This is a genomic window from Paenibacillus amylolyticus, from assembly GCF_050990605.1.
Lineage (GTDB): Bacteria > Bacillota > Bacilli > Paenibacillales > Paenibacillaceae > Paenibacillus > Paenibacillus amylolyticus_H.
In genome coordinates this window covers 1717290-1743410 of the sequence record NZ_CP158832.1, presented here as the reverse complement: position 1 = coordinate 1743410, position 26121 = coordinate 1717290, and the positions used below count along the sequence as shown (strand labels likewise).

The following is a 26121-nucleotide window of genomic DNA, read 5'->3' as shown; positions in this document are numbered from 1 at the left end:
TTCTAAGCTGTAATCACAAAAAAGTCACATCGATCCTCTAATGCTAAGGATTCGATGTGACTTCAAACAATTCCTGCTAATCTTTGTTCAAAAAATGTTCTTCTGTCCTATTTACGCAATTCCGCCCCGAATTGCTCTTCCAGACGAGCCACTACACGGGCATGAACTTCAGTAACTTCCTCATCGGTCAGTGTACGTTCACGATTCCGGTATACCAGTGCCATCGCCACGCTCTTCTTGTTTTCACCCAGCTTACTTCCAGTGAACACATCGAATACCTGTACGTTTTGTAACAATTCACCCGCCGATTCACGAATGGCGCGTAGCATATCTCCCGCTTCAACATCCTCATTCACAACAACCGCGATATCACGTTCCATGGCTGGGAAACGCGGAAGTTCTCGATAACGAATGTCAGCGTCTGCCTCATTGTAGATCGATTCAAGTGCAATTTCTGCGATGTACACATCATTCAGATCATACTGCTGTTGCAGTTTCGGATGCAACTGACCCAATGTACCGATCAATGTGCCTTCCCCGCCATCCTTGCCTTCCAGATAAACCGATGCCGAACGTCCCGGATGGAATCCTTCAGGGCTGTTCGCTACCAAGCGAATGCGTTGTTCAAGCCCCACATAGGCGAACAGATGCTCAAGGGCACCTTTCAGATCGAAGAAGTCTACTTTCTCCGCACCAACATTCCACTGCTGGCTTGCACGATTCCCGGTGAGCAGCAGCCCCAGTACTGGGATTTCATGCGGTTGCTTGGTCAACTGATCTTCTTCGGTGAAGAACACATTGCCCACTTCAAATACAGCCAGTGAATCCTGTTTACGGTTCATGTTATACACCGCTGCATCCAGCATTTGCGGCAAAATACTCGTACGAAGCACACTGCGGTCCTCACTCATCGGCATTGCGAGTTTCACGGCTTTACTGCCTTGTGTCAATGCAGGGAATAATGTCGCTTTATCCGGGTGTACAAAGGAGTAACTGATCATTTCCTGCCAGCCACTGCCTGAGAGCAATCCACGAATGGTGCGACGCATCGATTGAGAGCGTGTATACGCCCCCGGAGTTGTCGGTCCTTCAATCCATGTAGTTGGAATGTTGTCGTATCCGTACAGTCGTGCAATCTCTTCAAACAAGTCTACGTCGAGCGTAATATCTCCTCTGCGTGTTGGTACTTCCACATCCAGCAATCCTTGCTCAGCATCACCACATGCAAAGTGCAAACGAGCGAAGATGGTTTTCACCTCAAGCAAAGACAGATCCGTTCCCAGATAACGATTCAGTCTGTCCAGCGACAATTGAATTACACGTTTCTCCGCAGCTTCCGCTCCAGCTTCCACGATTCCCTGATGCACTTCACCTTCAGCATAACGCTGAATCAGTTCGGCCGCACGATCCAAAGCCGTAATGACCGCACCCGGGTCTACTTCCTTCTCAAAACGCATGCTTGCTTCGGAACGAAGCCCCAGTTGGCGCGACGTTTTCCGAACGGTTCCGCCATCGAACTTGGCGGACTCCAAGAGCAGATTCACCGTGCCTTCCGATACCTCGGAATTCTCGCCACCCATAACCCCAGCGATGGCTACAGGTTTCGCGCCGTCCGTGATGAGCAACATGTGCGGCTCCAGCTTGCGCTCCTGTCCATCGAGCGTAACGATCGTTTCACCTTCGTTGGCCATCCGCACTTCAATATGGCCCTTTTCCAGCTTATCCGCATCGAATGCATGCAGCGGTTGACCGTATTCCAGCATGACATAGTTCGTGATATCAACGATGTTATTGATTGGGCGAACACCTGCAGCCATCAGACGGTTTTGCATCCACAGCGGGGAAGCACCAAGCTTAATGCCGGTTACATAACGAGCTGCATAGTGACTGCATTGCTCCTGCGCCTTAATCTCTACGGAGATGTGATTCGCGGCTGCATCGCGAGCTTCAACCAGTTGGTCTTTGGGACTTGGCAGCTTCACTTCACGACCTAGGATGGCACCCACTTCATAAGCCGCACCACGCATGCTGAGACAGTCGGAACGGTTCGGTGTCAGGTCCAGTTCAAGCACATGATCGTCGAGACCAAGAACCTGGCTGATTGGCGTGCCAACCTCTGTTTGTTCCGGCAGAACAAGAATACCTTCCTGCTGATCTTTGGGTAGCAATTTATCGTTCATGCCCAGCTCTTTGGCGGAACAGATCATACCAAGGGAGACAACACCGCGCAGTTTGGCTTTTTTGATATCCAATCCACCAGGGAGCTTTGCTCCAACCAGGGCTACGACTACTTTTTGGCCTGCATCCACATTTTTCGCACCACATACGATCTGAAGATCTTCTTCCTGACCAGCATCAATGACACATACATTCAGTTTGTCTGCATCAGGGTGTTTCTCCTTGCTCTTCACATAACCTACAACAACTTTATTCACGCCCTTGTTGCGGTTCTCCACTACATCAATTTCGACACCCGCACGGGTGATTTTCTCCGCCAATTCCTGTGGCGTCACACCTTCAAGGGAAATATAATCAGACAGCCAATCTGTCGATACTCTCATGGACGTTCACTTCCTTCATCTATAAATTGGTGTTCCCGGTTCATAACGTTTGCTCTATATACGTTGATCCATTGTCTTGTTAAGTTACAGCCGTCCGAATTGCTTCAAGAAGGTCAGATCGCTATTGTAGAAATGACGGATATCATCGACACCATACTTCAGCATGGCGATACGTTCTACGCCCATTCCGAATGCAAAACCACTGTATTTCTCCGGATCGTATCCCCCCATTTCCAGTACTTTCGGGTGAACCATACCGCCGCCCAAAATTTCAAGCCAGCCTGTTTGCTTACATACGCGACAGCCGCTGCCGCCACATTGTACACAAGTTACATCCACTTCCGCACTTGGCTCTGTGAACGGGAAAAAGCTTGGACGCAGACGAATTTCCGTGTGGGAACCGAACATTTCGCGCACGAATTGCAACAGGGTTCCTTTCAGATCGCTCATACGAATGTTTTCGCTGATGACCAATCCTTCAACCTGGTTGAATTGGAAAGAGTGCGTCGCATCGTCGTCATCACGGCGATATACTTTACCTGGGCAGATGACTTTGACAGGCACTTCGCCCTTCATGCTCTGCATGGTACGTACTTGAACCGGAGATGTATGGGTACGCATCAACAAGTCTTCGGTAACGTAGAAAGAATCCTGCATATCGCGCGCCGGGTGATTCTTCGGCAGATTCAATGCTTCGAAGTTGTAATAATCCATTTCGACTTCAGGACCTTCCGCAACGCGATATCCCATACCGATGAAAATATCTTCAATCTCCTGTACCACTTTGGTCAGTGGATGCAGTCCGCCTTGACGTCCACGACGTCCTGGCAGAGTTACATCAATTTTCTCGGATTGCAGACGCTTCGCCGTCTCTTCCTTCTGGAACTGATCCTGTTTGCTGTCGATGACTTCCTCAATGGCAGCCCGAACATCGTTGGCTACTTGACCAATAACCGGACGTTCCTCCGCACTAAGCGCACCCATTCCTCGCAAAATTTCAGTCAATGCACCCTTTTTTCCCAAATACTTCACACGCAGATCACCGAGCGTCTGCGGATCATTCACACCAGACAACTGCTCCAGCGCTTCGATCTTCAATGCCTCTAAACGTTCTTTCATGTGTAATTGCCCCCTTTTTGTGGTGTTTTTGCAACAAAAAAAGGCCTTCTCTCCCCTGAAGGGACGAAAAGACCGTGGTACCACCCTTGTTAGACATCCATTGCTGCGTGGCCCTTCTGGCCTGCAACTGGTTCTGTCTCACTTTGTACGGAATAACGACCGTTAACCGTTTGCCCCTACTGTTGCCTCTGTGTCTGCACACAAACAGGTTCAGGGAACCGCTTCGGAGTGAATTTCGGCAGCCTTGTTCTACAGAAACGCTCTCAATCTACGGCGCTTCCTCCCTGTCCAGAGGCACTGCTTACTTATCTCCATCATCACGTTTGCTTAGTTTACCTATATCGATGTAATCATCGATGATCGTTCATAATTATATGCAAAATAGATCGAAATAGCAAGCCGTCCATGTTCTAATTTATGCTTGTACCCTTATCTTTCAATTGTTTCAGGCGCTGCTGGATTTCGCGAATCTCAGCTCCCTCGACAGCTCGCTCATTCCAATGCTCGGGCTGTGTCAGAATGTCTTTGCCAGCGGTACTCACAGGAGAGAGCAACTCCGTCAGGCGCATCTCCAAACGCAACCGCTCGTCATCGGATTCCCGGGTCTCCAGCGCCACCTCGCGAAGTTTGCTGGACTGCTCCCAATCCGACACGCCTCCTTCAAACAAAGTTGCTGTGCCACCAGTCTCCAGATCGCATAACCGATTCGCGAGTGACTTCGTCAGCATCCGGTCATGGGATACAAGCACCAAAGCACCTGAAGCCTGTTTTAATACATTTTCCATGACTTCCTGGGTATCGATGTCCAGGTAGTTCGTCGGTTCGTCCAGCACCAGCAGATTCGCTCCGCCAAAGTACAGTCTCAGAAATGCCACTCTGCACTTTTCTCCCATGCTCAAATCTCCGATACGCTTAAACACATCATCCCTGGAAAAGAGGAAACATCCCAAAATGGTACGTGCCGCACTTTGTGTCATGGATGGAAGGGTAAGCAAACTATCGAGCAGTGTTAGATTCTCGGGCAGCCCTTCCAGCTCCTGTGAAAAATAACCGATTTTCAGCTGTGGATGCCGTGTGACCTTGCCTTGCGAAGGTTCCAGCTCACCAATCATCAACTTTAACAGTGTCGTCTTGCCCGTTCCATTAGAACCTCGTATTGCAAGCCGATCTCCGCGTTCAACAGTGATTCGAAGGTTGCGAAGCAATGGCCCGTTACTCGTATAAGAAAAACTCACCTCTTCCAGTGCAAGAAGCTGGCGTGCAGCCAGTGGATTCATCTGTAGTTCCATGTTCAACTTTGCAGCTTCGCGAGGTTTATCCACCCGTTCCCGCTCCAAACGCTCCAGCTGTTTTTGTTTCGCATGGTAACGTGAAATATTTTTGTTGGCTTTGGCCTTGTAGAAGCTCTGGGTGATCTTCACCTCCACATCGGTCGCCGAATTATGCGCTTTATGGAACCATTCCTGGTAATTGCGAATCGTTTCTTCCAACGCCTTTCGCTCCAACTCCTGCCTGCGGTAGATCGTTTCCTGTTCCCGTAATTCACGCTCTTTGTGGATCTTGTAGTCGGAGTATCCACCTTTGTATTTGGTCAGGGCATCTGGACTGAACTCAATCACTCCTGTCGCTACCTGATCAATAAACGTACGATCGTGTGATACAAATAACAGTGTACCTTCATATGCGGATAACCACTCTTCAAGCCAGCGCATGCTTCCCTCATCCAGATGATTCGTCGGTTCATCCAGGATCAGGAATTTGGGCTTGCTGACGAGCAGCCCCGCCAAGCGCGCCTTTGTTTTTTGTCCACCGCTCAAGGAATGATAGGGTCTGTTCCAATGCTCTGCGGATAATCCAAGGCGTGTCAGTACCTTCTCTACCTCAGTCTCCCACATATAACCGTTCAGCTGTTCATATTGCTCCATGACTTGCGTATAGGCTGCAAGCAGCTCTTCATCCGCTTCAGTGCTAATGCTCAAACGTTGTTCCAGTTCTTCCAAGTTCCGTTTTACTGCATAGATCTGACCGCTCTCACACCGGACCGCATCCAGTACATTCATCCCGGCCTCAATCTCCGATCGCTGGCGCATGAACCCCCATTCCTGCTGCGGAATATGACGTTCAACCCGTCCACCACCATACTCTTCTCCCAATATGATACGTAACAACGTCGTCTTGCCGCATCCGTTGCGACCCAGAATGGCAAGTCGCTCGCCCTCATTAATCTCCAAATTCAATCCTGTAAACAATTCATTGCCGTTCCACTCTTTTGATACTTCATGTAAGCGTACCAATGTCATCATGAGGCCTCATCCTTCCTGCATCCTTTTTGCTGAACAAAAAAACCGCTGGCATCAGCCGGCGGTTTGGCAATTCAGGGTTGGATCAAGCATTCAAAGACAGATCTAAGGTAGCTACGGCATGAACAAAGAAACCCCAAACACAGGGTACACGTAAACCTCAAAGGCTTACTTGCTCCATACCTGATCCCATAGCTGAATTTGGACACACGAATCCCCTCATTGCTCAGCCGCTCTGGCTGACTGCGTCATAAAACCGTCTGCAGTTAACTGGGGTTCAATTCATGTGTTTTACTTCATGGGACGTATGGTTACCTCTCATTCATATGTAGTATCAATTTCTCCGTTATTGTACCAGATCATTGTAAAAAAGCAAGTTTCTTTTAAGACAGAAAAAAAGCCCCTGCATCGCAAGGGCTTTGGCACTGCTTCGTTAAGCGGGTGATGGGAATCGAACCCACGCTATTAGCTTGGAAGGCTAAAGTTCTACCATTGAACTACACCCGCATGATTGACGATCTAATCGTTAAGTTCCGTTCGGAAGTTAACAGTGATTTTACAATGAATAATATACCATGATCCTCTATAGCATGCAAGTCATATTTCCCATTTTTTTTCATTACGCATCCATCAAAAAAAGCAGGAGCACCTTCGCACCCCCGCTGTTCCCTATCCTGTAGGCTTATCCACATCTCTCAAAAACTGCTTTTCGAATTCAGCGGCTTTAATCGGTTTGCTGAAGAAATAACCCTGAGCCTCGTGACAGTGTTGATTGCGAAGAAAGACCATCTGATCTTCGTTCTCCACGCCCTCAGCTGTGACTTTCAATTGTAGATGATGCGCCATAGAAGTGATGGTAGATACGATCGCAGCGTTATTGCTGTCCTCCATGACTTCATTCACGAATGAACGGTCAATCTTGAGCCGATCAATCGGCAGATCCTTCAGATAGTGCAACGAGCTGTATCCCGTTCCAAAATCATCTATACTGATATGCACACCAATTTCTTTGATTTTGCGCAACTGTTCGAATGACCGGTCTTTGTCAAATGTCATACTCTCTGTAATCTCCAGCTCAAGCCATACTGGCTCTAGTCCTGTCTCCTTGAGAATGCCATTGATATTGTCCAACAAATGGGAGTGCCTGAATTGTCTCATCGACAGATTCACCGAAACACACAGTTTACGATAACCGGCTTCCTGCCACTGTTTGTTCTGTGCACATGCTTCACGAAGGACCCATTCACCAAGTGGCACAATGAGTCCGCTCTCTTCAGCCAGAGGAATAAATTCCGCCGGAGGTACCGAGCCCCGCTGCGGATGCTGCCAACGCACCAAGGCTTCCATGCCAACGATTAGCCCACTTTGCAGATTAACCTGCGGCTGGTAGACCAAGTAGAACTGACCTCGATCCAACGCCTTGCGCAGATCATTCTCAAGCTGCAAACGCTCCTGTGCCTTCATCTGCATCGCATGGGCAAATCGATTCAGTTCCATTCCTTGTTCCTTTGCACTGTGCAGAGCCGTATCAGCATTCTGAATAATCTCCAGTGGTGACTCCCCATCATGTGGGAAAATGGCCATGCCGATCCCAAGTGTAAGATGATACTCATTACCATCAACCAAGACCGGCTTCTCAAAAAGTTGCAAAATGGATCTTGTCCGACGTAACGCCGTATCGGTTGAACTGAATTCTGTCATCGTTAATGCAAACTCATCTCTACCCAACCCAAAAACTTCTTCACCGGGAAGTGACGAATGTTTCAGTCGTTGACCTACCTGACGCAAAACCCGGTTAGCTGCTTGCTGTCCGAGCGAATCGTTAATGGTCTTGAACCGATTAATATTCAGGACCAGTACACCCACAAGCTGTTCCTGCACCACGGCATCATCCATCATCTTTTTTAACCGCTGAGAAAGGCGACGACGGTTTGGAAGTCCCGTTACATCATCATGATGAGCAATATAGTTCATCTTGGCTTCCGCGACCTGCTGTTGCAGGAAAGGCGTGTCCACTACGGATGTATACAACCCTTTTTGAATGAAAAAATATGCCATACAATTACTCAGCAATCCTAATAGCAAATTGAGATCGTTCACCCCGGTTGCTGAGACAAAATAACATTCACCAAAAAAGAAACACAAAATGCCACATAGAATGGTTGGCAGGTCACCATCTTTGTTTTTTTTCCATTGTACAAACAAAATAACGGCAATAATGCCATAGAGCAATCCGACCACAAAATGAACCCGGGTGAAGATTCCACCAAGCACATCCCCATCAAGCATACTTGGCAACATGCTCCATTCCTGAATAGCCACTATGTACAAAATAACAAAGGTACCCAATGTCCCACTGAACACTAAGAATTTGCGTGGTAATGCAATTTCTTTCTCATTTATGGTATACACGAGCAGTAAACCTACTGAACATACCAACGATCCCATGGTTGACATCATTAAGGAGAACTCCGATTCCATCATGGCTCCATTTGGAATCTCTTCTGCAAATGAAACGATATGCACCAGTTCAAACAGACCAATCAATAAAAAGAGTGTTGTCAATAATGTCCTACGAAGAGTTAGCTTCTGTGTCCTGAACAACCAGCTTTGATTATAGATGCCGATACAAGCCGCTGCCGCAGCGAATCCACCCAAGAGTGTCAAAACCGGGTAACCCGATATGATCAGATCAGAGCTTGAAGAAGAACGAAACCATTGACTTGCGAGGAAACACAATAAGCCGCATACAGCGACCCAACTTATTTTTCTCTGATCTTGCAGATTAACCTTCATGCCGTGTTTTCCTTCCCGGGATCACCTATCCTGAATTACATTAACCAAACTTAACAGCTTACTACACGATTCGACAAAGTATATATTAACCAACGTTCAATTCACATGCATACACATGCTATCTGGTACATAATAACATTTAATTTTGTATACGTGAACTAAAAAATAGTCACTCCTAGGAATATTTATTCATAAATATAGAGAAAAACAAGGCATTAAGAACTAAAAAAACATGGATCTCCAGTTAGAGTCCATGTTTTCCTAATTTGCAACTGTATTTCAGACTATATTACTTATCAAAATTCACTTCTGGTGTTGTTAATTTATCATAGAAATCAACAACCTTATCCTTGTCTTCCGATGAACGAATCGCCATCGCTGAACGTGGATGCTCGTCCAACGCACCTGTAATCATGTAAGGCAGAATGTAACCCCATTCTTCTTTTTCTCTCAGTGGAACCATCAACTGTTCCAATACACCAAGTACTGGACGCAGATTGTATTTCGTTCCTTTGAGATGAGCCACAAGCAATTCGGTTGGACAGTTTCCTGCCGCACGGCCCATACCATACACAGAAGCATCAAGCAGCTCAACGCCAAGTTCTGCCGCAACCAATGTATTAGAAAACGCAAGTTGCATATTATTATGTGTGTGAACACCAAGACGCTTGTTAGGCAAGTGAGTCTTGAACTTCTCTACCAGATATTTCACGTCATTATGGTCCAGGCTACCGTAAGAATCTACAATGTAGACAACATCCACAGTGCTTTCTTTGATCAATTCAAATGCTTCCAGCAATTCATTCTCCATAACATTGGAGAGTGCCATAATATTCAGTGTAGTTTCATATCCACGATCATGGAATGTTTGAACCAGTGCAAGTGCCTTGTCCACATCTTTGCTGTAGCAGGCAACCCGGATCAGATCCAGCATGCTCTCACTGCGAGGCAAGATATCATTTTCGTCCACACGTCCAACGTCAACCAGTGCAGACAGTTTGGTATTGCCTTTTTGTGGAATAACTTTACGCAGGAAATCATCATTCAGAAAACGCCATGGACCTGCTTCCTCGGCACCTTTAAGCAACTTCGGAGAGTTCTTATATCCAATTTCCATATAATCAACGCCAGCTTCATTCAATCCAGCATAAAGCTGTTGAACAAAGTCCACGCTAAAGTCCCAATTATTCACCAATCCGCCATCACGGATCGTACAATCTACAATTTTGCAATGATTTGTCTTCATTAATGTCTGCTCCTTTTCTGACCAACTTGTGTATTCCTCTCATGATACTTGAACGTGACAAGAAAAGTAAAGGGATTCCGGACTTATTTACTTCGATAAGATTTCCAGATTCGGTCAATCTCAACCATATCGGAATGATCTGGAGCCTTTCCTCCATACCGTACGCTGTTATACGTGTCTGGCAGTCTCACAGACAGCTCATCTTCTTCTAACTTCACACCATTCTGAATAATGGTCTGGGCAGCCTCAAGTGGAGTGTGTGTCCCCTGTACTCCCACTCCTCGATGAGCAGCTCTGTCAATCCAAGTCCGATAGTAATACCGAACACGTTCAACATCCTGTGCAGGTATCACTTCTTTCTTCCGAAACCAATTCTTTTTAACTTTTGCTGGCGCATCAAGCGTCTCACTGACATCGATATACTCCGTCCGTGGTTCTGCCTTTTTGTCACCTGGTTGTAACATCCCTTTGAATCGTTCCATAAGTCTGTTTATCGTTTTTTGTCCCAACCTCAGAAGCAGCCACAGGATTGCTCCTGCTACAGCACACATCACTACCCACCCCAGAATGTTCCAGAAGACTGAGGGCTCGGATGGCGGCTCTCTCCAATCATTCGGTATATTTAGCGGCTGATTGGGATTGTCCATTGGTAATCGTGGCTCCTCGCCGGAAATCGGACCAAACCATCCCCTGATCCATGCAAGCAAGCGGTCACGTAGCGGCCCCAGCCAGGCAGCCAAACTTGGGAAAGCACCAATCGCGACGATGACAACAAACATCCACATGAATCGCTGATGATTCGCACGTGCAAAATCTCGTAATACCAATCTTCTCTTGCCGTCATTAAGCATTGCCTGATCCAATTGCAGCATATATCGTCCAACCAGCCAAAAAGTAAAGCTGATCACTCCCGCAATATAGATCCATGTGGTATAGGTTCGTATCGGCTGCATAAACTCCAACGAATTCGAAGCAATCATCAGCACGATCGCACTGATTACACCCATAATCTGCAAGCGCCATAACAACACAGAATGAAAGACTGGCTGGAAGGTCAGACCTGCATAAGCCGAGATGACTCCACACTGTAGCAATGTGATGATATCCGGCAACGGGAGGATGAGGCTCATCCCAACAACGAATGCAAAGAGAAGTCCTAAGACGAGTGCCGTTAGTCCACGAATGAATGTACTTTTCTCGCTAAAACCTGGAATTTTATGCTGGATGAATTGTCCCAACCCACCTACGAGAACAACCAGGATGAATAATGTGTACGGCAAATGTTCCATTGCGTAGAATGATGTGAGCGTAAATATCGGAAATAGATATATGCCAGCCATCAAGACGGCAAGCATCGCTATGAGTCCCTTTGTCGTCGCTTCCTGTCTGTTTCTCATGCACTCACCGCCTTTGTATTCCCCTTAACGTCCTCTACCGGGAGAATCGTCACACGATGTCCTTGTTCGTGCAGACGTGCAATCTCATGCTCCATAGCGGCAGATACATAGGATGTAATCAGCAGATAGCTGCGGATTTGCTGTGCTTCTTCATTCAAACGTACTTCATCATTCAGGAATTGCTCCATAGGCACCATGCATTTCAACTCTGTCTCCGCCATAGCTTCAAGTAACCGTTCCAGATGGGGCGTGCCATAATCCGGCTCAATCCGAAGTGTGTCTCGGCCTCCACCCACATGATAACCATTATGGGCGAATCCTGCCGGCAACCCTCTACCGATGGCATCCACGGCAGCCGTGGCAGCATAACGGAGTGCACGTTCAATCTTTTCCGGTCGAGTGACTACACTCCACATATCTGCAGATTCCTGAATGTTGACTACAATCCAGGACTGCGGATCAGCTGTCCATCCCTGTTTGTAGACTTGTAATTCACCTGTACGTGCACTCGCTTTCCAGTGAATACGATTCATGGGGTCGCCTGCACCATAAGGCCGAACACCCAGAATCAAGAAAGGATCTTCAACGATCCATCGTGATACTTCCACTTCTCCCTGCCATACCTGATAAATTGCAGGAAGATCCTCTGCATTCACTAATGAAGGATACACAACCATAGACATTTGCATAGGAATCGGTTTGGTGGAACGCCACACGCCAAAGAGATCCCCACCTGTCATCGTTGCTGTATTTAATGGATAAATCCCACGCTGAGTACATACAAAAGGATGCTTGCGCGTAATACGAGTAAACGGTTTCAACGTAAAAATACTCTTATGGTTTTGATAGATCTCACCTTGACTAATATCCATACCCGAACCGGAACGAAATACAAACGACACTGGCATCATCGATTCAAGTCTGAGCCACGGTACGGAGACTCGTTTCTCATTCGATATCGTCTCCACCATCTCAAGTTCATCTCCAGCGTAACAACGCAGCTTGCTGAATTGTCTGTTGTACTTGAGTTTTCGCAGTGCAGGTCGTCCAAACCACACACCATGTATAACAACGACAATGCCTCCAACAAGGACAAGCCATAATAATGCCATAAGATTAACGCCCGCTTGCAGCGAGATTCTCCGTAGGCACTTCTGTCTGATTCAGAAGTTCCTGGATGATACGCTCGGCCAAGCCCTCTTGTTGTCTAATCCGGTTACGGAATACCAGTCGGTGGGCCAGTACAGGTTCCGCCAGAACTTTAATATCATCTGGCAAAACAAAGTCTCTGCCATGCAGCGCAGCCCAGGCCTGACTTGCCTTGAGTAATGCCTGAGCCCCTCGTGGACTTACGCCAAGCGAGAGCTCGGGATGTTGCCTTGTCGCTTCGGTTAACTTAATGATATATCGTAGCAAATCTTCGTTGATTTGCACGGTTTTATACGTATCCTGCGCCTTCAAAAGTTCTTCACGACTGATCACTGCCGAGAGATCATCAACAGAACGACTGGCTACCGTACGTCTCAGAATTTCTACACTCTCTTCACTGCTTGGATAACCCATGCGAATCTTCATCATAAAGCGATCCATCTGTGCTTCAGGTAGCGGAAAAGTTCCCTGGTTATCTACAGGGTTCTGGGTGGCGATAACGATAAATGGCCGTTCCAACTGTCTAGTTGAGCCATCGATACTGATCTGGCGCTCTTCCATGCACTCCAGCAAGCTTGATTGCGTACGTGGTGTAGCCCGGTTAATCTCATCAGCAAGTACAAGATTGGCGAACAAAGGCCCCGGTCTGAATTCAAAATCACCTTCTTTTTGATTAAAAAAATGTATCCCTGTTAAGTCAGAGGGCAACAAGTCCGGTGTAAACTGTATCCGTTGAAATGTGCAGTCCAATGAAGAAGCTACCGATTTGGCAAGCATCGTTTTCCCGGTACCCGGTACATCTTCCAGCAGCACATGTCCTGAAGCTATGATCGCTGTCATCACCAGTTCTATAGTATGTTCTTTTCCCACAATCACTTTGCCCACATGATCCATCAATTGTTGATTCATTCGTTCCATTCCTTGGATTTCCATCTGCATCTCATCCTTCCGTTATGGAGCTTATGTATTCGCATTCATTACTAACTATAACCCTTATTGGCAACATAAAACAAAGGAGTCGGCAAATGCCCGACTCCTTGACTCCCCACTCTTCTCAAAATACCAAGGGTAACATAATCATAAACCGCGTACCTTCTCCTTTTTTGCTATCCACAGAGATGGTACCTCCATGATTCTTGATAATGCGGTAACTCACCGAGAGCCCAAGCCCTGTTCCGCTCTCCTTGGTCGTGAAGAATGGATCAAACAGACGTACAAGCGTGTTATGGTCCATTCCATGACCATTATCCATGATGGAGATCTGTACAAACTTGTTTTCCGTGGCCGTAGATATTCGAATTAGACCGGTATGTTCTTCGCCGACTTCCTCAATGGCATCCATTGCGTTTTTCACCATATTCAAAATAACCTGCTTAATCTGTTTGACATCAATGGATACATTCAGCGGGATATCCCCTTCATCCAGTGTGATCTCGCACCCCTTCATCAAACCTTCGCTTTCTGTCAGCAAGACCACCTCTTTGAGCAAAGAGTTGACGGACATCACGGTCTTCTGTGGTGCTGACGGTTTGGAAGAATTCAAAAATTCGTAGATGATGTCGTTCGCCCGGTCAATCTCCGTCAGTATGATCCGAGCATACTCGTCTTTGCCGAGCTGCAACAAATGGGGTCTGAGCAATTGGATGAACCCACGGATTGCAGTCAAAGGGTTACGAATTTCATGAGCAATAGATGCTGAAATCCGCCCCAGCATCGCAAGTTTGTCATTTTGATAAGCGGTCTGTTCAATTTGTTTATAATCAGATACATCTTTGACGCTGAACAAAAAATCGCCATCCATCTGATCACCATACGTCACAGTAACCAGCCAATGCCTTCCATATTCATCAATCAATTCATGATAGCGCTTACGATGAAAGATGGTTTCCCGATAAATACGTAATATTTTCTTTTTCTTGAATCGGCTCATCTGCGGATGATGCAGCATTTGCATCAGGGTGCAGCCGCTCAACAGACTTCTTGGAAGCTCCAACAACTTTGCCATCTGAACGTTAATAAACGTCAATACACCGTGACTGTCAAACAACATAATACCGCTATCCAGATGTTCCAGTACATTTTCGTACTTGTTGTTATCCAGATGCACAGGCGGGAATCCATCCGTTGGTTGAGGCACTGTATCCTGAAATTCACTAATCATGTCAGGTTCCTCCTTTTCACGTAAATGATAAACTTGCCATTCGGACATCATATCATCACAGAAACAGGAAGGGCCGATTTTATTTTTCATTACCGGTGCCCTTTCGTTGGGGGGCTGAGCCGAAAATATGGATGGCATGTCCGGAACTTAAGCTGGTCTATTCTTCCCGGTAACCAACAGTTGATCCGGAAAATCATATACATTTGTCCCATTCTGACCTTCTCCTATTCCCAAACACGAACATTTTTTGCTCCGCCTCTTTTGCAAGTCTGTTTTTATCATAGACAAGTTTATAGAAGAGAGTCAATCGGAGAAAGTGTCGAATGGAAATTTTTTAAAAAAAAACCTCGAATTAGTTCCAGAATACAGCACAAAAACGAAGCCGTTTCACCCAAAAGGCAAATCAGCTTCGTTTTTAATATCTTTATTTTGTGATATATCCAAGATCATCTATAGTCCGGTCTTATTATGCTGAATTTTCAGTCTGCGCTGACTCATCACAGCTAATCGACGTTTAAGTTCGCTTTCCCATTTCTCGTCTTTTGTTTCCTTCGCAAGCCTGAGCAAATCCAGAGCCATATCAATCTGGCGCTGCACAATGACCATGGCATCCTCGCTCTCACGGTTTACACAGTTTTCGAAAATCGCATCCTCATCTTCTGTAACATAATCTTGAAAGTCGATCTCAGATGCACCGTCTCCATGCGCATATTCAGCCAGAATTTCATATTCATTTTCCACTTTATAATGCACCTCAACCCGATGACACACCGGGCAAAACAGCAGGGGAACATTATGAACCTGGGTGCGGTAATGCTTCAGCGTGCCCTTCGTCCCAACCATACTTGCCCCACAACAGTAACTCATTTTTGTTCACCCTCCTTATTACGTGCCGGGACTTTTTTGTTAAAATGTCATCCCGTACACTTCCAGCACTTCCTAAAAGGAATAGTTCCATCAGTGTATCACATTCATGTACAGATTATAAATGCAGAGCACCGGAATATTTACCGGGTTTCCATACCCTATTCGCCTTGAAGGCCATCAATTCCTCTTTCAACAGATAAAAAGAAGACTTTCTTCTAATATATTATTAACACGCTTAGCTGCTTGTTCAAACACTTTTGATTAACTTCGTGATAACTTCCCGCAAAGGGTGCAAAAAGCCCTCAATCCCTAACGGGATGAGGGCTTGAACAAAAACCGTTCAAGTTAACCTGGCTTACAGGTTAGTGTCACCTGGTTTCCAGTTCATTGCACACAATCCGCCGGATTGCAGTGCTTGCAGTACGCGAAGTGTTTCTTCAACACTACGGCCTACATCGTTGTGGTTAACCACTTGATATTTCAATTCGCCTTCTGGATCGATGATGAACAGGCCGCGCAATGCTACGCCTTCTTCTTCGATCAGAACGCCGTAATCTTTAGCCACTTGCTTCGTGATGTCAGAAGCCAGCGGGAAGTTCAATTGACCCAGACCATTACTGTCTACAGGTGTGTTGATCCATGCTTTGTGGCTGTGTACGGAGTCTACGCTCACGCCAAGGATTTCTGTATCCAAAGCTTTGAATTGCTCGGAAGCAACGCTCAAAGCTGTAATTTCAGTTGGGCACACAAATGTGAAGTCCAAAGGATAAAAGAAGAATACAAGCCATTTGCCACGATAATCGGACAGTTTAACGGAACCGAAATCTTGTCCGTCTCCCGATACTGTTTCCATTGCGAAATCCGGTGCTGGTCTACCAACCAAACGTTCTGCCATAACTAAAAATTCCTCCTTTGGGATTATGTAAGCATCCATATGGATTGCTCATCATCAAGAAAAACGCGAACGCTTTTCCTGTAATTAAAATAATTTGATACTTGATAACAAGTACAAGTAAAATGTTATCATCCGGACTTGCCAAAGTCAAGATTATAAACATTATTTTTTTATAATAATTATAAATAAGGATTTTTCGTGCCAAAAATCATAAAGGAACAGCCCTCTGTACATTCCATAACTGGAAACAAAGGGCTGCCATGTTGGTGGGAATATAATTACGCTTGTTTCTGAATAGCCGCTACGATCAAATCGCCCATTTCGGTTGTGCTGATCGCTGTGCTCTTGTCTACAGCAATATCACTTGTGCGGTGTCCTGCGTTCAATACATCCGACACAGCTGCTTCAATGGCATCTGCACCCTCTGCATAACCAAAGGTTGTGCGGAACATCAACGCCAGAGAGAGAATGGTTGCAATCGGGTTAGCAAGGCCTTGACCTGCGATATCCGGCGCAGAACCGTGTACCGGCTCATAGAGCCCGAAGCTGCCCTCTCCCAGTGATGCAGATGCGAGCATACCGATGGAACCTGTCAACATCGCTGCTTCATCACTCAAGATATCTCCGAACATGTTTTCCGTTACGATGACATCGAAGCTGGCTGGACGACGAAGCAATTGCATCGCGCAGTTGTCTACAAGTACATGCTCCAGTTCAACATCCGGATAATCCGGTGCTACCCGATTCACAACTTCACGCCAGAGACGGGAAGTTTCCAATACGTTGGCTTTGTCTACAGAAGCCAGCTTTTTGCGACGTCCTTGCGCAATTTCGAATGCCTGACGAACGATCCGCTCCACTTCTGTTACATTATATGCACAAGTATCTACTGCCTCTTCACCCTGTGCACTTTCACGTCTGAACTTCTCTCCGAAGTAGATACCACCTGTCAATTCACGTACCACCATCAGATCTGTACCTTCAAGTACTTCCGGCTTCAACGTTGAGGCATCCTTCAAGCAATCAAATACGACAGCCGGACGCAGGTTGGAGAACAATCCGAGTGCTTTGCGAATACCCAGCAGGCCTGTTTCCGGACGAAGCTCCTTGCTGTTGTTATCCCATTTAGGACCGCCAACCGCTCCAAGCAGGACTGCATCTGCACTTTTACATACGCTCAGTGTTTCTTCAGGAAGAGGTGTACCCTTCTCATCAATCGCGATTCCGCCAAACAACGCATGCTCTGTCTCAAAACGATAACCGAATACTTCCTCCGTACGTTTAAGAACTTTCTCAGCCTCAGCTACGACTTCAGGGCCGATTCCGTCACCTGCAATAACTGCAATTTTTTTCACGTCTGCCATTGGGTTGTCCACTCCTTATATTTCATTCATTAATTCTTCATAAAGTAACGTCTCATATTAACTCTCTCTTTTGTATCATATTCCAAGGTCATTTGACCAAGATATACAATCTATGACTTTAATAGATTTTACCTATAAGCCAATAGAGATTAACTTTGACAAGTTGTTCCCGACCCTCCCAGTAGGGTAAAATATAGCTGAATTCAAATCAGGTACGCAGGAGGGATAAGCAACATGCAATATTCGTATTTGGGTAAATCAGGCCTCAAGGTCAGTCGAATCTGTCTTGGTACCATGAATTTCGGGCCTGCTACAGATGAAAAAGAAGCTTTCCGCATTATGGACACAGCCCTCGATGCAGGCGTGAACTTTTTTGATACCGCTAACATCTACGGTTGGGGTGAAAATTCGGGTCTTACCGAAGAAATTATCGGACGTTGGTTCAACCAGGGTGGTGGTCGACGCGAGAAAGTGGTTCTAGCCACCAAAGTCTATGGCTCCATGCATGATGATACAGATGGCCCCAATAACGAAGCTGGCCTCTCTGCCTACAAAATCAGACGGCATCTGGAGGGTTCCCTCCGCCGCTTACAGACCGATCATATCGAGTTGTACCAGATGCACCATGTGGACCCTGCCGTATCATGGAACGAACTGTGGGGCGCATTTGAGAATGCCGTTCATCAGGGTAAGATCGGTTATGTAGGTTCGAGTAACTTTGCTGCATGGCAGATTGCAATTGCTCAAAGCGAAGCCAAGAATCGTCATTTCCTCGGCCTGGTTTCCGAACAACATAAATACAGCCTAAACTGTCGTTTACCTGAGTTGGAAGTACTGCCCGCTGCCAAAGAGCTGGGCCTCGGCGTCATTCCATGGAGCCCACTGGATGGTGGATTACTGGGACGAAACGCTCTGCAGAAGCTGGAAGGAACACGCAGCGGAGGCATCGCTGGAAGGATCGAGCAGCAGCAAACTCAGCTTGAAGACTTTGCCGCACTGTGTCGTGATCTCGGTGAACCGCAGGATACGGTGGCTTTATCATGGGTTGCAGCCAATCCAGCAGTGACCGCACCGATTATCGGACCGCGCACGCTGGAGCAGTTTGAGACCGCACTCAAATGCTTGGACGTGACTTTGGATGAAGCCGTGCTCAAACGTCTGGATGAGATTTTCCCGGGTCCAGGTGGACATGCACCTAATGCATACGCGTGGTAATAGCTTGATAGCGTAGCCAATGCAATAGGTTACCGTAGAAAATATACTCTGTTTCACTGCCATAATTATATAAATACAAACAAAAGAGTCTGACCCTCCATAAGAGAGTCAGACTCTTTATGTACCTCATTGAAAGGAGCAAAGCAGGCCGCCGAAAGATCTCCTGTATCCATTAAGAATAAGATAGATCATCCCGGCAGTTTACATGCGTTCCAGCTTAAAATACAGTTCAATGAAGGATTCATGCTTGCTTAACATGAACTTACAGGTTAACGTTTACACGGTTTGTATATGTTTTACGCTTCTCAATCAATTGATTCAGACCGTCTACATAGGCACGTGCACTTGCACCCAATATATCTGTGCTTACACCACGTCCTTGTACCGAAACCTGATTCTGAGTCAGCACAACATGTACTTCACCCAATGCATCCTTACCATGTGTTACCGATTTGATGGAGTAGTCAGACAACGTTACGTCTTCCCCACTCACTTGGTCAATCGCATTGTAGATTGCATCTACCGATCCGTTACCCTCTGCTTGCTTCTCAATCGTATCCCCGTCAATTGTCGCAATGCGGACTTTGGCCGTTGGTACTGATTCATCTCCGTACGTAACAAAGATCGATTCCAGTTTATACACCTCAGGTGCATCCTGCAATTTCTCTTCAATTACGGCAAGCAGATCTTCGTCAGTCACCTCTTTCTTCTTGTCAGCCAGTTCTTTGAACTGGGCGAAAGCCCGATTCAAAGCTTCTTCTTCCAGCTCATATCCCAGATCAATCAACCGTTCACGGAAGGCATGCCGACCGGAATGTTTACCCAGTACAAGTTTGCTTTCTTTCAGACCGATGGACCCTGGAGTCATAATCTCATACGTTGTTTTTTCCTTCAGCATGCCATCCTGATGAATTCCTGATTCATGTGCGAAGGCGTTTGCCCCAACAATGGCTTTGTTTCCAGGCACAACCATACCTGTCAAACGGCTAACCAAACGACTGGTCCGTGCAATCTCAGACAACTGCAGCGATGTTTTCGCCTGGAAAAATTCCTGACGTGTCTCCAGCGCCATGGCAATTTCCTCGATCGCCGTGTTCCCGGCACGTTCACCAATGCCATTGATCGTACCTTCGATCTGATCGGCTCCGTTGAGAATGGCTGCAAGTGTATTGGCCGTCGCCATACCCAAGTCATTATGACAGTGTGCACTCAGTTGTACCTTTTCAATACCGTGCACATTTTCCTTGAGATGTTTGAAAATGTTTCCGTATTCATATGGGCTCAGGTAGCCAACCGTATCCGGAATATTCACGACGGCTGCACCTTCTTCAACAGCCATATTTACCATTTCCACGAGGAAATCATACTCGGTACGACCTGCATCCTCAAGTGAGAATTCAATCTTCGAGAATGTTTTCTTGGCATAACGAATCGCGGAACGAGCTGTATCCAGTACCTGCGCTTTGTCCATGCGCAATTTATGTTGGCGGTGAATAGGCGAAGTTGCCAGAAAAACGTGAATGCACGGGTCCTGCGCACCTTTAAGTGCTTCCTTAACCGCATCAATGTCTTGCTCTCTGGAACGGGACAAGCCAATTACAGTCACATTTTTGACCGCATTTGCTACTGCATTGACAGCTGCCAGATCACCTGGAGATGCCGCCGGGAAACCCGCTTCCATCCGGTCAATGCCAAGCCGCTCGAGCTGATGGGCAATTTCTACCTTTTCACGAGTGTTCAGATTGACTCCCGGGGATTGCTCTCCATCACGCAGCGTTGTGTCAAATACATAGATTTTACGCACGCTTCGCACCTCCTGTACTTGTATGATATGTTTCTCTGAACCAGCAATAGCGGCTCACGCATAAGCACGGCCGCTATTCCAAGTTAAAGCTCTAAGTTTACTTGAATCCCTTAATGTGCATGTTCTAGAAGTTAATGCTTACTTCTTGATCCAGTGCATCATCTCACGCAATTGTCCGCCCACCACTTCGATTGGGTGTTCAGCTTCGTTACGACGAGTTGCTGTCAAGAATGCACGGCCGGATTGGTTCTCCAGAATGAAGTCGCGTGCGAATTTACCTTGTTGGATATCCGTCAGCACTTCTTTCATTGCTTTCTTCGTATCTTCAGTTACCACGCGAGGTCCAGTTACATAGTCACCGTACTCAGCTGTGTTACTGATGGAATCACGCATACTTGCAAGTCCGCCTTCATACATCATGTCAACGATCAGCTTCAGTTCGTGCAGACATTCGAAGTATGCCATTTCAGGAGCGTAACCCGCTTCTGTCAATGTTTCAAATCCAGCTTTTACCAATGCACTTACGCCACCACACAGAACAGCTTGCTCACCGAACAAATCTGTTTCTGTTTCTTCACGGAAGGAAGTTTCGATAACCCCTGCGCGTGTACAACCGATACCTTTAGCATAAGCCAAACCGATTTCTTTAGCTTTACCCGTTGCATCTTGCTCGATCGCGATCAGGCCCGGTACACCAAAACCTTCCACATAAGTACGACGTACCATGTGACCAGGGGACTTTGGAGCTACCAGCAATACATCGCTGTTTTTTGGAGCAACGATTTGACCAAAATGAACGTTGAAACCGTGGGAGAAGAGCAATGCAGCGCCTTCTTTGAGGTTTGGTTCGATTTCGTTTTTGTATACAGACGCTTGAGTTTCGTCAGGAAGCAAGATTTGAACTACATCTGCGCGGCTTGTTGCTTCAGCCGGGGACAGAACTTCAAATCCGTCATTTTTTGCTGTGTCGAAGGATTTACCTTCACGAAGTCCGATGACTACGTTCAATCCGCTATCACGAAGGTTTTGAGCTTGGGCGTGGCCCTGGCTACCATAACCGATTACCGCGATCGTTTTTCCTTTCAATACGTTAAGCTCTGCATCCTGTTCATAATAAGTAGTTACTGGCATGTTTATAAGTCCTCCTTTGTATTGTAAAGAACCCTTCATTAATGAGCGGGTGTCTCAAGGGACCGACTCGCTTGGAGTGTCAAATGCATCTCTGGTCTGATCCGATCCGTTCAGACACCCGCCCATTAATGCGGGAATGTAGCTATATTTTCAAGCGTTACATCACTAAAATGTTAAATTACAACTGTTAAGGGACTGACACTCATATAAGATCAACTGTATATGTTAGCTAACCGTCGTCCCTCTTCATTCATTATAGCTTTATACGTTGCCGCGTACCAATGCAGTTATGCCAGTACGGGACAATTCGCGAATGCCATATGGCTTGAGCAATTCAATCATCGCATCGATTTTGTCCGTATCTCCGACTACCTGCACAATCAGGCTGCCTGGACCAACATCTACAACGGATGCGCGGAAAGTTTCGACCACACCCAGAATTTCAGGACGCTCGGAAGGCTCTGCTTTCACTTTGATCAGGGCAAGTTCACGGGCTACCATCGGTTTCAGGCTGAAATCAACCACTTTAATAACATCGATGATTTTGTATAATTGTTTCTCAATCTGCTCAAGTGTTTTATCGTCACCAATGGTGACAATAACCATCCGGGAAAGTCCAGGTTCTTCCGATTGACCTACTGTAATACTCTCAATGTTAAATCCGCGTCGACCGAACAACCCTGATACCCGCTGAAGGACGCCAGGCTGATCGTTTACCAGTATCGAGATCGTATGTCTTATCATTCGTCAGCATCCCCCATCAGCATTTGATCAATTGTCGCTCCTTGCGGAACCATTGGATATACATTTTCTTCCTTGCGTACTACGAATTCGACAACGACCGGTCCTGGTGTATCCAAGGCTTCCTGCCAAGCACGCTCGGCTTCTTCCTTGTTGGTTGCACGCAAACCTTTTACGCCATAAGCTTCAGCCAGTTTTACAAAATCCGGACTTCCTGCCAGATCAATATGGCTGTAACGGTTCTCATAGATGATCTCCTGCCATTGGCGGACCATTCCGAGCACCTGATTGTTAATGATTACAATTTTAACCGGTATATTGTTAATGGCACAGATCGCGAGTTCTTGGGAACACATCTGCATTCCGCCGTCACCATTAATCGAGATAACGAGTCTGTCCGGATTGGCCATCTGAGCACCTATGGCAGAAGGGAATCCAAAGCCCATGGTTCCGAGACCACCCGAAGTTACCCATGAACGCGGTTGATTAAATTTGTAATATTGTGCTGCCCACATCTGATGTTGTCCCACATCCGTAGTTACAATCGCTTCACCTTTGGTTGTATCATTTAGCATTTCAACAACCCACTGGGGTTTCAGCACTTCGTCTGAATCCGTATAGCTGTAAGGCTTCTCTTGTTTCCACTGTTTGATCTGGTCTCTCCATGCATCTGCACGTTCGGCACGTCCAACTTCTTTGTTGGCTATTTCCAGTACGGTCTTCACATCACCAACGATTGGAATATCGGTTGCAATGTTTTTACCAATCTCAGCCGGATCAATATCGATGTGAACGATCTTGGCATGTGGAGCGAATCCATCCAGCTTGCCTGTTACCCGATCATCGAATCGTGCGCCGATATTAATCAGCAGGTCTGCTTTTTGAATAGCCTGATTGGAAGTGTACGTTCCATGCATACCTGGCATACCCGTCCATAATTCATGACCGCTTGGGAATGCACCTAGACCAAGAAGAGTGGTCGTAATTGGAATGCCTGTCTTCTCAACAAACTCGAACAGTTCTTCATGTCCTCCCGAGTATACCACACCGCCACCAGCGAGAATCATTGGACGCTCTGCTTCCTGAATGGCTTGGGCCAAACGGTCCACCTGCAGTTTGTTTGGTACTGTCCGTGGATTGTACCCTCTCAATATAACAGGTTCGGTTGTTGGTTCAAACAATGTTTTGTTCGCTGATACGTCTTTCGGGATGTCGATCAGTACAGGACCTTTACGACCAGTATTGGCAATATGGAATGCTTCATGAATTACGCTGGACAGATCTTTTACATCTTTCACCAAATAACTGTGTTTAGTGATTGGCATTGTAATCCCGGTAATATCCGCTTCCTGGAAAGCATCTGAACCGATCAGGCTCGAAATAACGTTCCCCGTAATGACTACGAGTGGTACTGAATCCATATACGCTGTTGCAATACCCGTAACCAGATTCGTTGCTCCTGGTCCGGAAGTAGCGATGCAGACACCAACTTTGCCGCTTGCACGTGCATATCCGTCAGCTGCATGTATTGCACCTTGTTCGTGACGAGTGAGAACGTGTTTGAAATCTTCGAAACCATACATCGCATCGTAAATGTACAACACTGCGCCGCCAGGGTAACCAAATACGCACTCGACACCTTCAAGTAACAAACTTCTCAGCAGAATTTCGGATCCGCTAATGACCTCCGGCTTCATCCATTTTTCACGCAATTCATCTGTTGACCGCACTTCTGGAATTTGAGCTCCCATCAGTCATCCTCCTCTCGAAATTTACACCATTCTGACATTTAAAGTTACAAAAAAAACCTTCCATCCCTGCAAACAAGTTCATGCTTGCGAGGGACGAAAGGTTATCGCTTCCGTGGTACCACCCAACTTTGCCCGAAATTTCGCAATAACGGACCTTACCAGGTACAACAAAACGAATAGCTCAAACGAACATAGTCGTTTCCCATACCTGTTGTCTGTAACGCAGACATACGATTTTCCCTAATACGCGAAAGGAGTGACATCCAGTGCTTTTCAGGAAAACAGCTCCGAGGTGAGCTCGTATATAAGGGATAATGGTGGTGGTTTCAGCAATTCCAGCCACTCTCTGAGCAAAAGAGCCCTTAAAACTTCGTCCTCTTCATAGCCGATGAAATATTCTCGTTAAATGTTAGGAACATTATATGATTCCTCCAACCGATAAGTCAATACCTGTTTTGCATAAAAATTCAGAATGCCTTCCTTCCTCCCTCATCAACCTTTAAGGCTGCCCTAATCCCAGCGCTTCATTCAGTCACCTTTTATCTTGCTTCAGGCATAGGATATACGAGCAGCACGACTGGTCCTGAAAGGAGGCTCCGTATGGTGATTCGGCAACGCACATCCAAGCTGGATGATGGCGCCATCATGAAGCTGATTGACACTCAACTTGTGCCCCTCTCTCACATGAGTGAAAAAGAAATTAATAAAATCCGCAAAGAAATACCCCTGCGAATGAACAGGGGCATGACCTTTGTTGTCTCGCCGGAGCCGGATAAAACTGCTGTGGCATTCATCCATTTTCTCATGCATGGGGAACTGCTCTATGTCGATATGATGGCCGTTAGTCCAAAAGAGCAACGCAAACGTTACGGGCAATCTTTGTTGCTCAAAGCAGAGAGCTTTGCGGCATCCCGGGGTTGTAAAAGATCGAAGGTCATGGTGGATGAAGGCAATACCAAAGGGCTTCAGTTTTATCAAAAAAATGGATACTCCGCGATTCGATACATCATGATCAGCCGCTGCTACGAATTGGAAAAAACATTATAGAATGTCCTAGAAAAATCCTGGCGGACGTGGACCCGGACCATAAGGACCGAACCCAGGCCCCGGGCCAAAACCGCCACCAGGTCCTCCAGGTCCATATCCCGGTCCGTAGCCTGGACCATATCCAGGGCCTGGTTTTGGTCCAGGTCCGTAACCCGGACCGAAGCCGGGACCTCCGCCATAAGCATAAGGCAGTGTGGCAATAGCAAGCAGATCAAACAATACCAGTGGCAGAATCGCTTTTGTGCGTACTTTTTTGCCATTCAGACGTTTTAGTACCAATTTGTTACCTGATACTTTCAACAGCTTTCCCGTAACCCGAGTGCCGTCTTTTTTGATTGCAACAATATTTTTGCCTATTAATTTCATCGCTTCATCACGCGTAACTTGTTGTTTCATACTTTCCCCTCCTCCTCCGATCGTTCAAAACAGTGTATTCGTCCATCACTGAATTCGCCTGTTTCTTTGTCCCTACCTGAAAATATGGGTATCTGCATGAGAACCAAAACAAACGTGAAAAAGTGGATTGGAGACCCTCAAAAAAAACAAAAAAAAGGCCCGCACAAGGCGGACCCTTTTA

The 26121-nt window shown here is 46.5% G+C and carries 19 protein-coding genes and 1 tRNA gene; 2 read left to right on the top strand and 18 right to left on the bottom strand.

Annotated features, from left to right (window positions below; genetic code table 11):
* Positions 1–107: 107 nt before the first annotated feature.
* From pheT to leuB, 13 genes are all read right to left on the bottom strand, one after another.
* Positions 108–2561 (bottom strand): phenylalanine--tRNA ligase subunit beta, encoded by a 2454-nt coding sequence (gene pheT, locus ABTV53_RS08025; protein WP_433752167.1) that lies wholly within the window; start codon positions 2559–2561, stop codon positions 108–110.
* An 84-nt stretch (positions 2562–2645) separates the two neighbouring features.
* On the bottom strand, positions 2646–3680 hold the full coding sequence (pheS, locus tag ABTV53_RS08020) for a phenylalanine--tRNA ligase subunit alpha (RefSeq protein WP_017689641.1): 1035 nt from the start codon (positions 3678–3680) through the stop codon (positions 2646–2648).
* A 410-nt stretch (positions 3681–4090) separates the two neighbouring features.
* A complete protein-coding gene (gene abc-f / locus ABTV53_RS08015) occupies positions 4091–5983 on the bottom strand; it encodes a ribosomal protection-like ABC-F family protein (RefSeq protein WP_433752165.1) in 1893 nt (630 codons plus the stop codon).
* A gap of 433 nt (positions 5984–6416) precedes the next feature.
* Positions 6417–6487: transfer RNA gene (locus ABTV53_RS08010), tRNA-Gly, on the bottom strand.
* 162 nt (positions 6488–6649) lie between these two features.
* A complete protein-coding gene (locus ABTV53_RS08005) occupies positions 6650–8776 on the bottom strand; it encodes a bifunctional diguanylate cyclase/phosphodiesterase (RefSeq protein WP_433752163.1) in 2127 nt (708 codons plus the stop codon).
* Between the two features lie 289 nt (positions 8777–9065).
* Positions 9066–10022, bottom strand: a complete 957-nt coding sequence (locus ABTV53_RS08000; RefSeq protein ID WP_339198382.1) for an aldolase catalytic domain-containing protein — start codon at positions 10020–10022, stop codon at positions 9066–9068.
* Between the two features lie 83 nt (positions 10023–10105).
* A complete protein-coding gene (locus tag ABTV53_RS07995; protein ID WP_433752161.1) occupies positions 10106–11419 on the bottom strand; it encodes a DUF4129 domain-containing protein in 1314 nt (437 codons plus the stop codon).
* Entirely contained in the window at positions 11416–12531 is a 1116-nt protein-coding gene (locus ABTV53_RS07990; RefSeq protein ID WP_433752159.1) for a DUF58 domain-containing protein, read from the bottom strand. The genes ABTV53_RS07995 and ABTV53_RS07990 overlap by 4 nt, the downstream gene beginning before the upstream one ends.
* A gap of 4 nt (positions 12532–12535) precedes the next feature.
* A complete protein-coding gene (locus ABTV53_RS07985; protein WP_433752157.1) occupies positions 12536–13501 on the bottom strand; it encodes an AAA family ATPase in 966 nt (321 codons plus the stop codon).
* Positions 13502–13622: 121 nt separating this feature from the next.
* Positions 13623–14729 (bottom strand): ATP-binding protein, encoded by a 1107-nt coding sequence (locus ABTV53_RS07980; RefSeq protein WP_433752156.1) that lies wholly within the window; start codon positions 14727–14729, stop codon positions 13623–13625.
* A gap of 450 nt (positions 14730–15179) precedes the next feature.
* On the bottom strand, positions 15180–15596 hold the full coding sequence (locus ABTV53_RS07975) for a hypothetical protein (RefSeq protein WP_017689649.1): 417 nt from the start codon (positions 15594–15596) through the stop codon (positions 15180–15182).
* A gap of 355 nt (positions 15597–15951) precedes the next feature.
* A complete protein-coding gene (locus ABTV53_RS07970; protein WP_036610146.1) occupies positions 15952–16491 on the bottom strand; it encodes a peroxiredoxin in 540 nt (179 codons plus the stop codon).
* 278 nt (positions 16492–16769) lie between these two features.
* Positions 16770–17855: a 3-isopropylmalate dehydrogenase gene (gene leuB / locus ABTV53_RS07965; protein ID WP_253432739.1), complete on the bottom strand. Its 1086-nt coding sequence runs from the start codon at positions 17853–17855 to the stop codon at positions 16770–16772.
* 234 nt (positions 17856–18089) lie between these two features.
* On the opposite strand from leuB, the gene ABTV53_RS07960 reads away from it, so the two are divergent.
* Complete coding sequence (locus tag ABTV53_RS07960; protein ID WP_433752153.1) at positions 18090–19070, top strand: aldo/keto reductase; 981 nt, start codon at positions 18090–18092, stop codon at positions 19068–19070.
* Positions 19071–19332: 262 nt separating this feature from the next.
* Here the strand turns inward: ABTV53_RS07960 and ABTV53_RS07955 are convergent, their stop codons facing one another.
* From ABTV53_RS07955 to ilvB, 4 genes are all read right to left on the bottom strand, one after another.
* The gene (locus ABTV53_RS07955) at positions 19333–20874 is read right to left on the bottom strand and encodes a 2-isopropylmalate synthase (protein WP_433752151.1); all 1542 of its coding nucleotides are present in this window, start codon (positions 20872–20874) and stop codon (positions 19333–19335) included.
* Between the two features lie 138 nt (positions 20875–21012).
* The gene (gene ilvC / locus ABTV53_RS07950) at positions 21013–22005 is read right to left on the bottom strand and encodes a ketol-acid reductoisomerase (RefSeq protein ID WP_062833429.1); all 993 of its coding nucleotides are present in this window, start codon (positions 22003–22005) and stop codon (positions 21013–21015) included.
* 261 nt (positions 22006–22266) lie between these two features.
* Complete coding sequence (gene ilvN / locus ABTV53_RS07945; RefSeq protein ID WP_024628317.1) at positions 22267–22749, bottom strand: acetolactate synthase small subunit; 483 nt, start codon at positions 22747–22749, stop codon at positions 22267–22269.
* On the bottom strand, positions 22746–24497 hold the full coding sequence (gene ilvB, locus ABTV53_RS07940; protein ID WP_433752150.1) for a biosynthetic-type acetolactate synthase large subunit: 1752 nt from the start codon (positions 24495–24497) through the stop codon (positions 22746–22748). Before ilvB ends, ilvN begins: the two co-directional genes overlap by 4 nt.
* A gap of 603 nt (positions 24498–25100) precedes the next feature.
* On the opposite strand from ilvB, the gene ABTV53_RS07935 reads away from it, so the two are divergent.
* Positions 25101–25544, top strand: coding sequence for a GNAT family N-acetyltransferase (locus ABTV53_RS07935; protein WP_433754118.1), 444 nt, complete (start codon positions 25101–25103; stop codon positions 25542–25544).
* Positions 25545–25550: 6 nt separating this feature from the next.
* On the opposite strand, the gene ABTV53_RS07930 is transcribed toward ABTV53_RS07935, so the two are convergent.
* A complete protein-coding gene (locus ABTV53_RS07930) occupies positions 25551–25940 on the bottom strand; it encodes a hypothetical protein (RefSeq protein ID WP_076330250.1) in 390 nt (129 codons plus the stop codon).
* Positions 25941–26121: the final 181 nt, after the last annotated feature.

Coding starts and splice junctions, on each gene's coding strand:
- pheT (WP_433752167.1), bottom strand. CDS start 2,561: ATGAGAGTATCGACAGATTGGCTGTCTGATTATATTTCCCTTGAAGGT.
- pheS (WP_017689641.1), bottom strand. CDS start 3,680: ATGAAAGAACGTTTAGAGGCATTGAAGATCGAAGCGCTGGAGCAGTTG.
- abc-f (WP_433752165.1), bottom strand. CDS start 5,983: ATGATGACATTGGTACGCTTACATGAAGTATCAAAAGAGTGGAACGGC.
- ABTV53_RS08005 (WP_433752163.1), bottom strand. CDS start 8,776: ATGAAGGTTAATCTGCAAGATCAGAGAAAAATAAGTTGGGTCGCTGTA.
- ABTV53_RS08000 (WP_339198382.1), bottom strand. CDS start 10,022: ATGAAGACAAATCATTGCAAAATTGTAGATTGTACGATCCGTGATGGC.
- ABTV53_RS07995 (WP_433752161.1), bottom strand. CDS start 11,419: ATGAGAAACAGACAGGAAGCGACGACAAAGGGACTCATAGCGATGCTT.
- ABTV53_RS07990 (WP_433752159.1), bottom strand. CDS start 12,531: ATGGCATTATTATGGCTTGTCCTTGTTGGAGGCATTGTCGTTGTTATA.
- ABTV53_RS07985 (WP_433752157.1), bottom strand. CDS start 13,501: ATGGAAATCCAAGGAATGGAACGAATGAATCAACAATTGATGGATCAT.
- ABTV53_RS07980 (WP_433752156.1), bottom strand. CDS start 14,729: ATGATTAGTGAATTTCAGGATACAGTGCCTCAACCAACGGATGGATTC.
- ABTV53_RS07975 (WP_017689649.1), bottom strand. CDS start 15,596: ATGAGTTACTGTTGTGGGGCAAGTATGGTTGGGACGAAGGGCACGCTG.
- ABTV53_RS07970 (WP_036610146.1), bottom strand. CDS start 16,491: ATGGCAGAACGTTTGGTTGGTAGACCAGCACCGGATTTCGCAATGGAA.
- leuB (WP_253432739.1), bottom strand. CDS start 17,855: ATGGCAGACGTGAAAAAAATTGCAGTTATTGCAGGTGACGGAATCGGC.
- ABTV53_RS07960 (WP_433752153.1), top strand. CDS start 18,090: ATGCAATATTCGTATTTGGGTAAATCAGGCCTCAAGGTCAGTCGAATC.
- ilvC (WP_062833429.1), bottom strand. CDS start 22,005: ATGCCAGTAACTACTTATTATGAACAGGATGCAGAGCTTAACGTATTG.
- ilvN (WP_024628317.1), bottom strand. CDS start 22,749: ATGATAAGACATACGATCTCGATACTGGTAAACGATCAGCCTGGCGTC.
- ilvB (WP_433752150.1), bottom strand. CDS start 24,497: ATGGGAGCTCAAATTCCAGAAGTGCGGTCAACAGATGAATTGCGTGAA.
- ABTV53_RS07930 (WP_076330250.1), bottom strand. CDS start 25,940: ATGAAACAACAAGTTACGCGTGATGAAGCGATGAAATTAATAGGCAAA.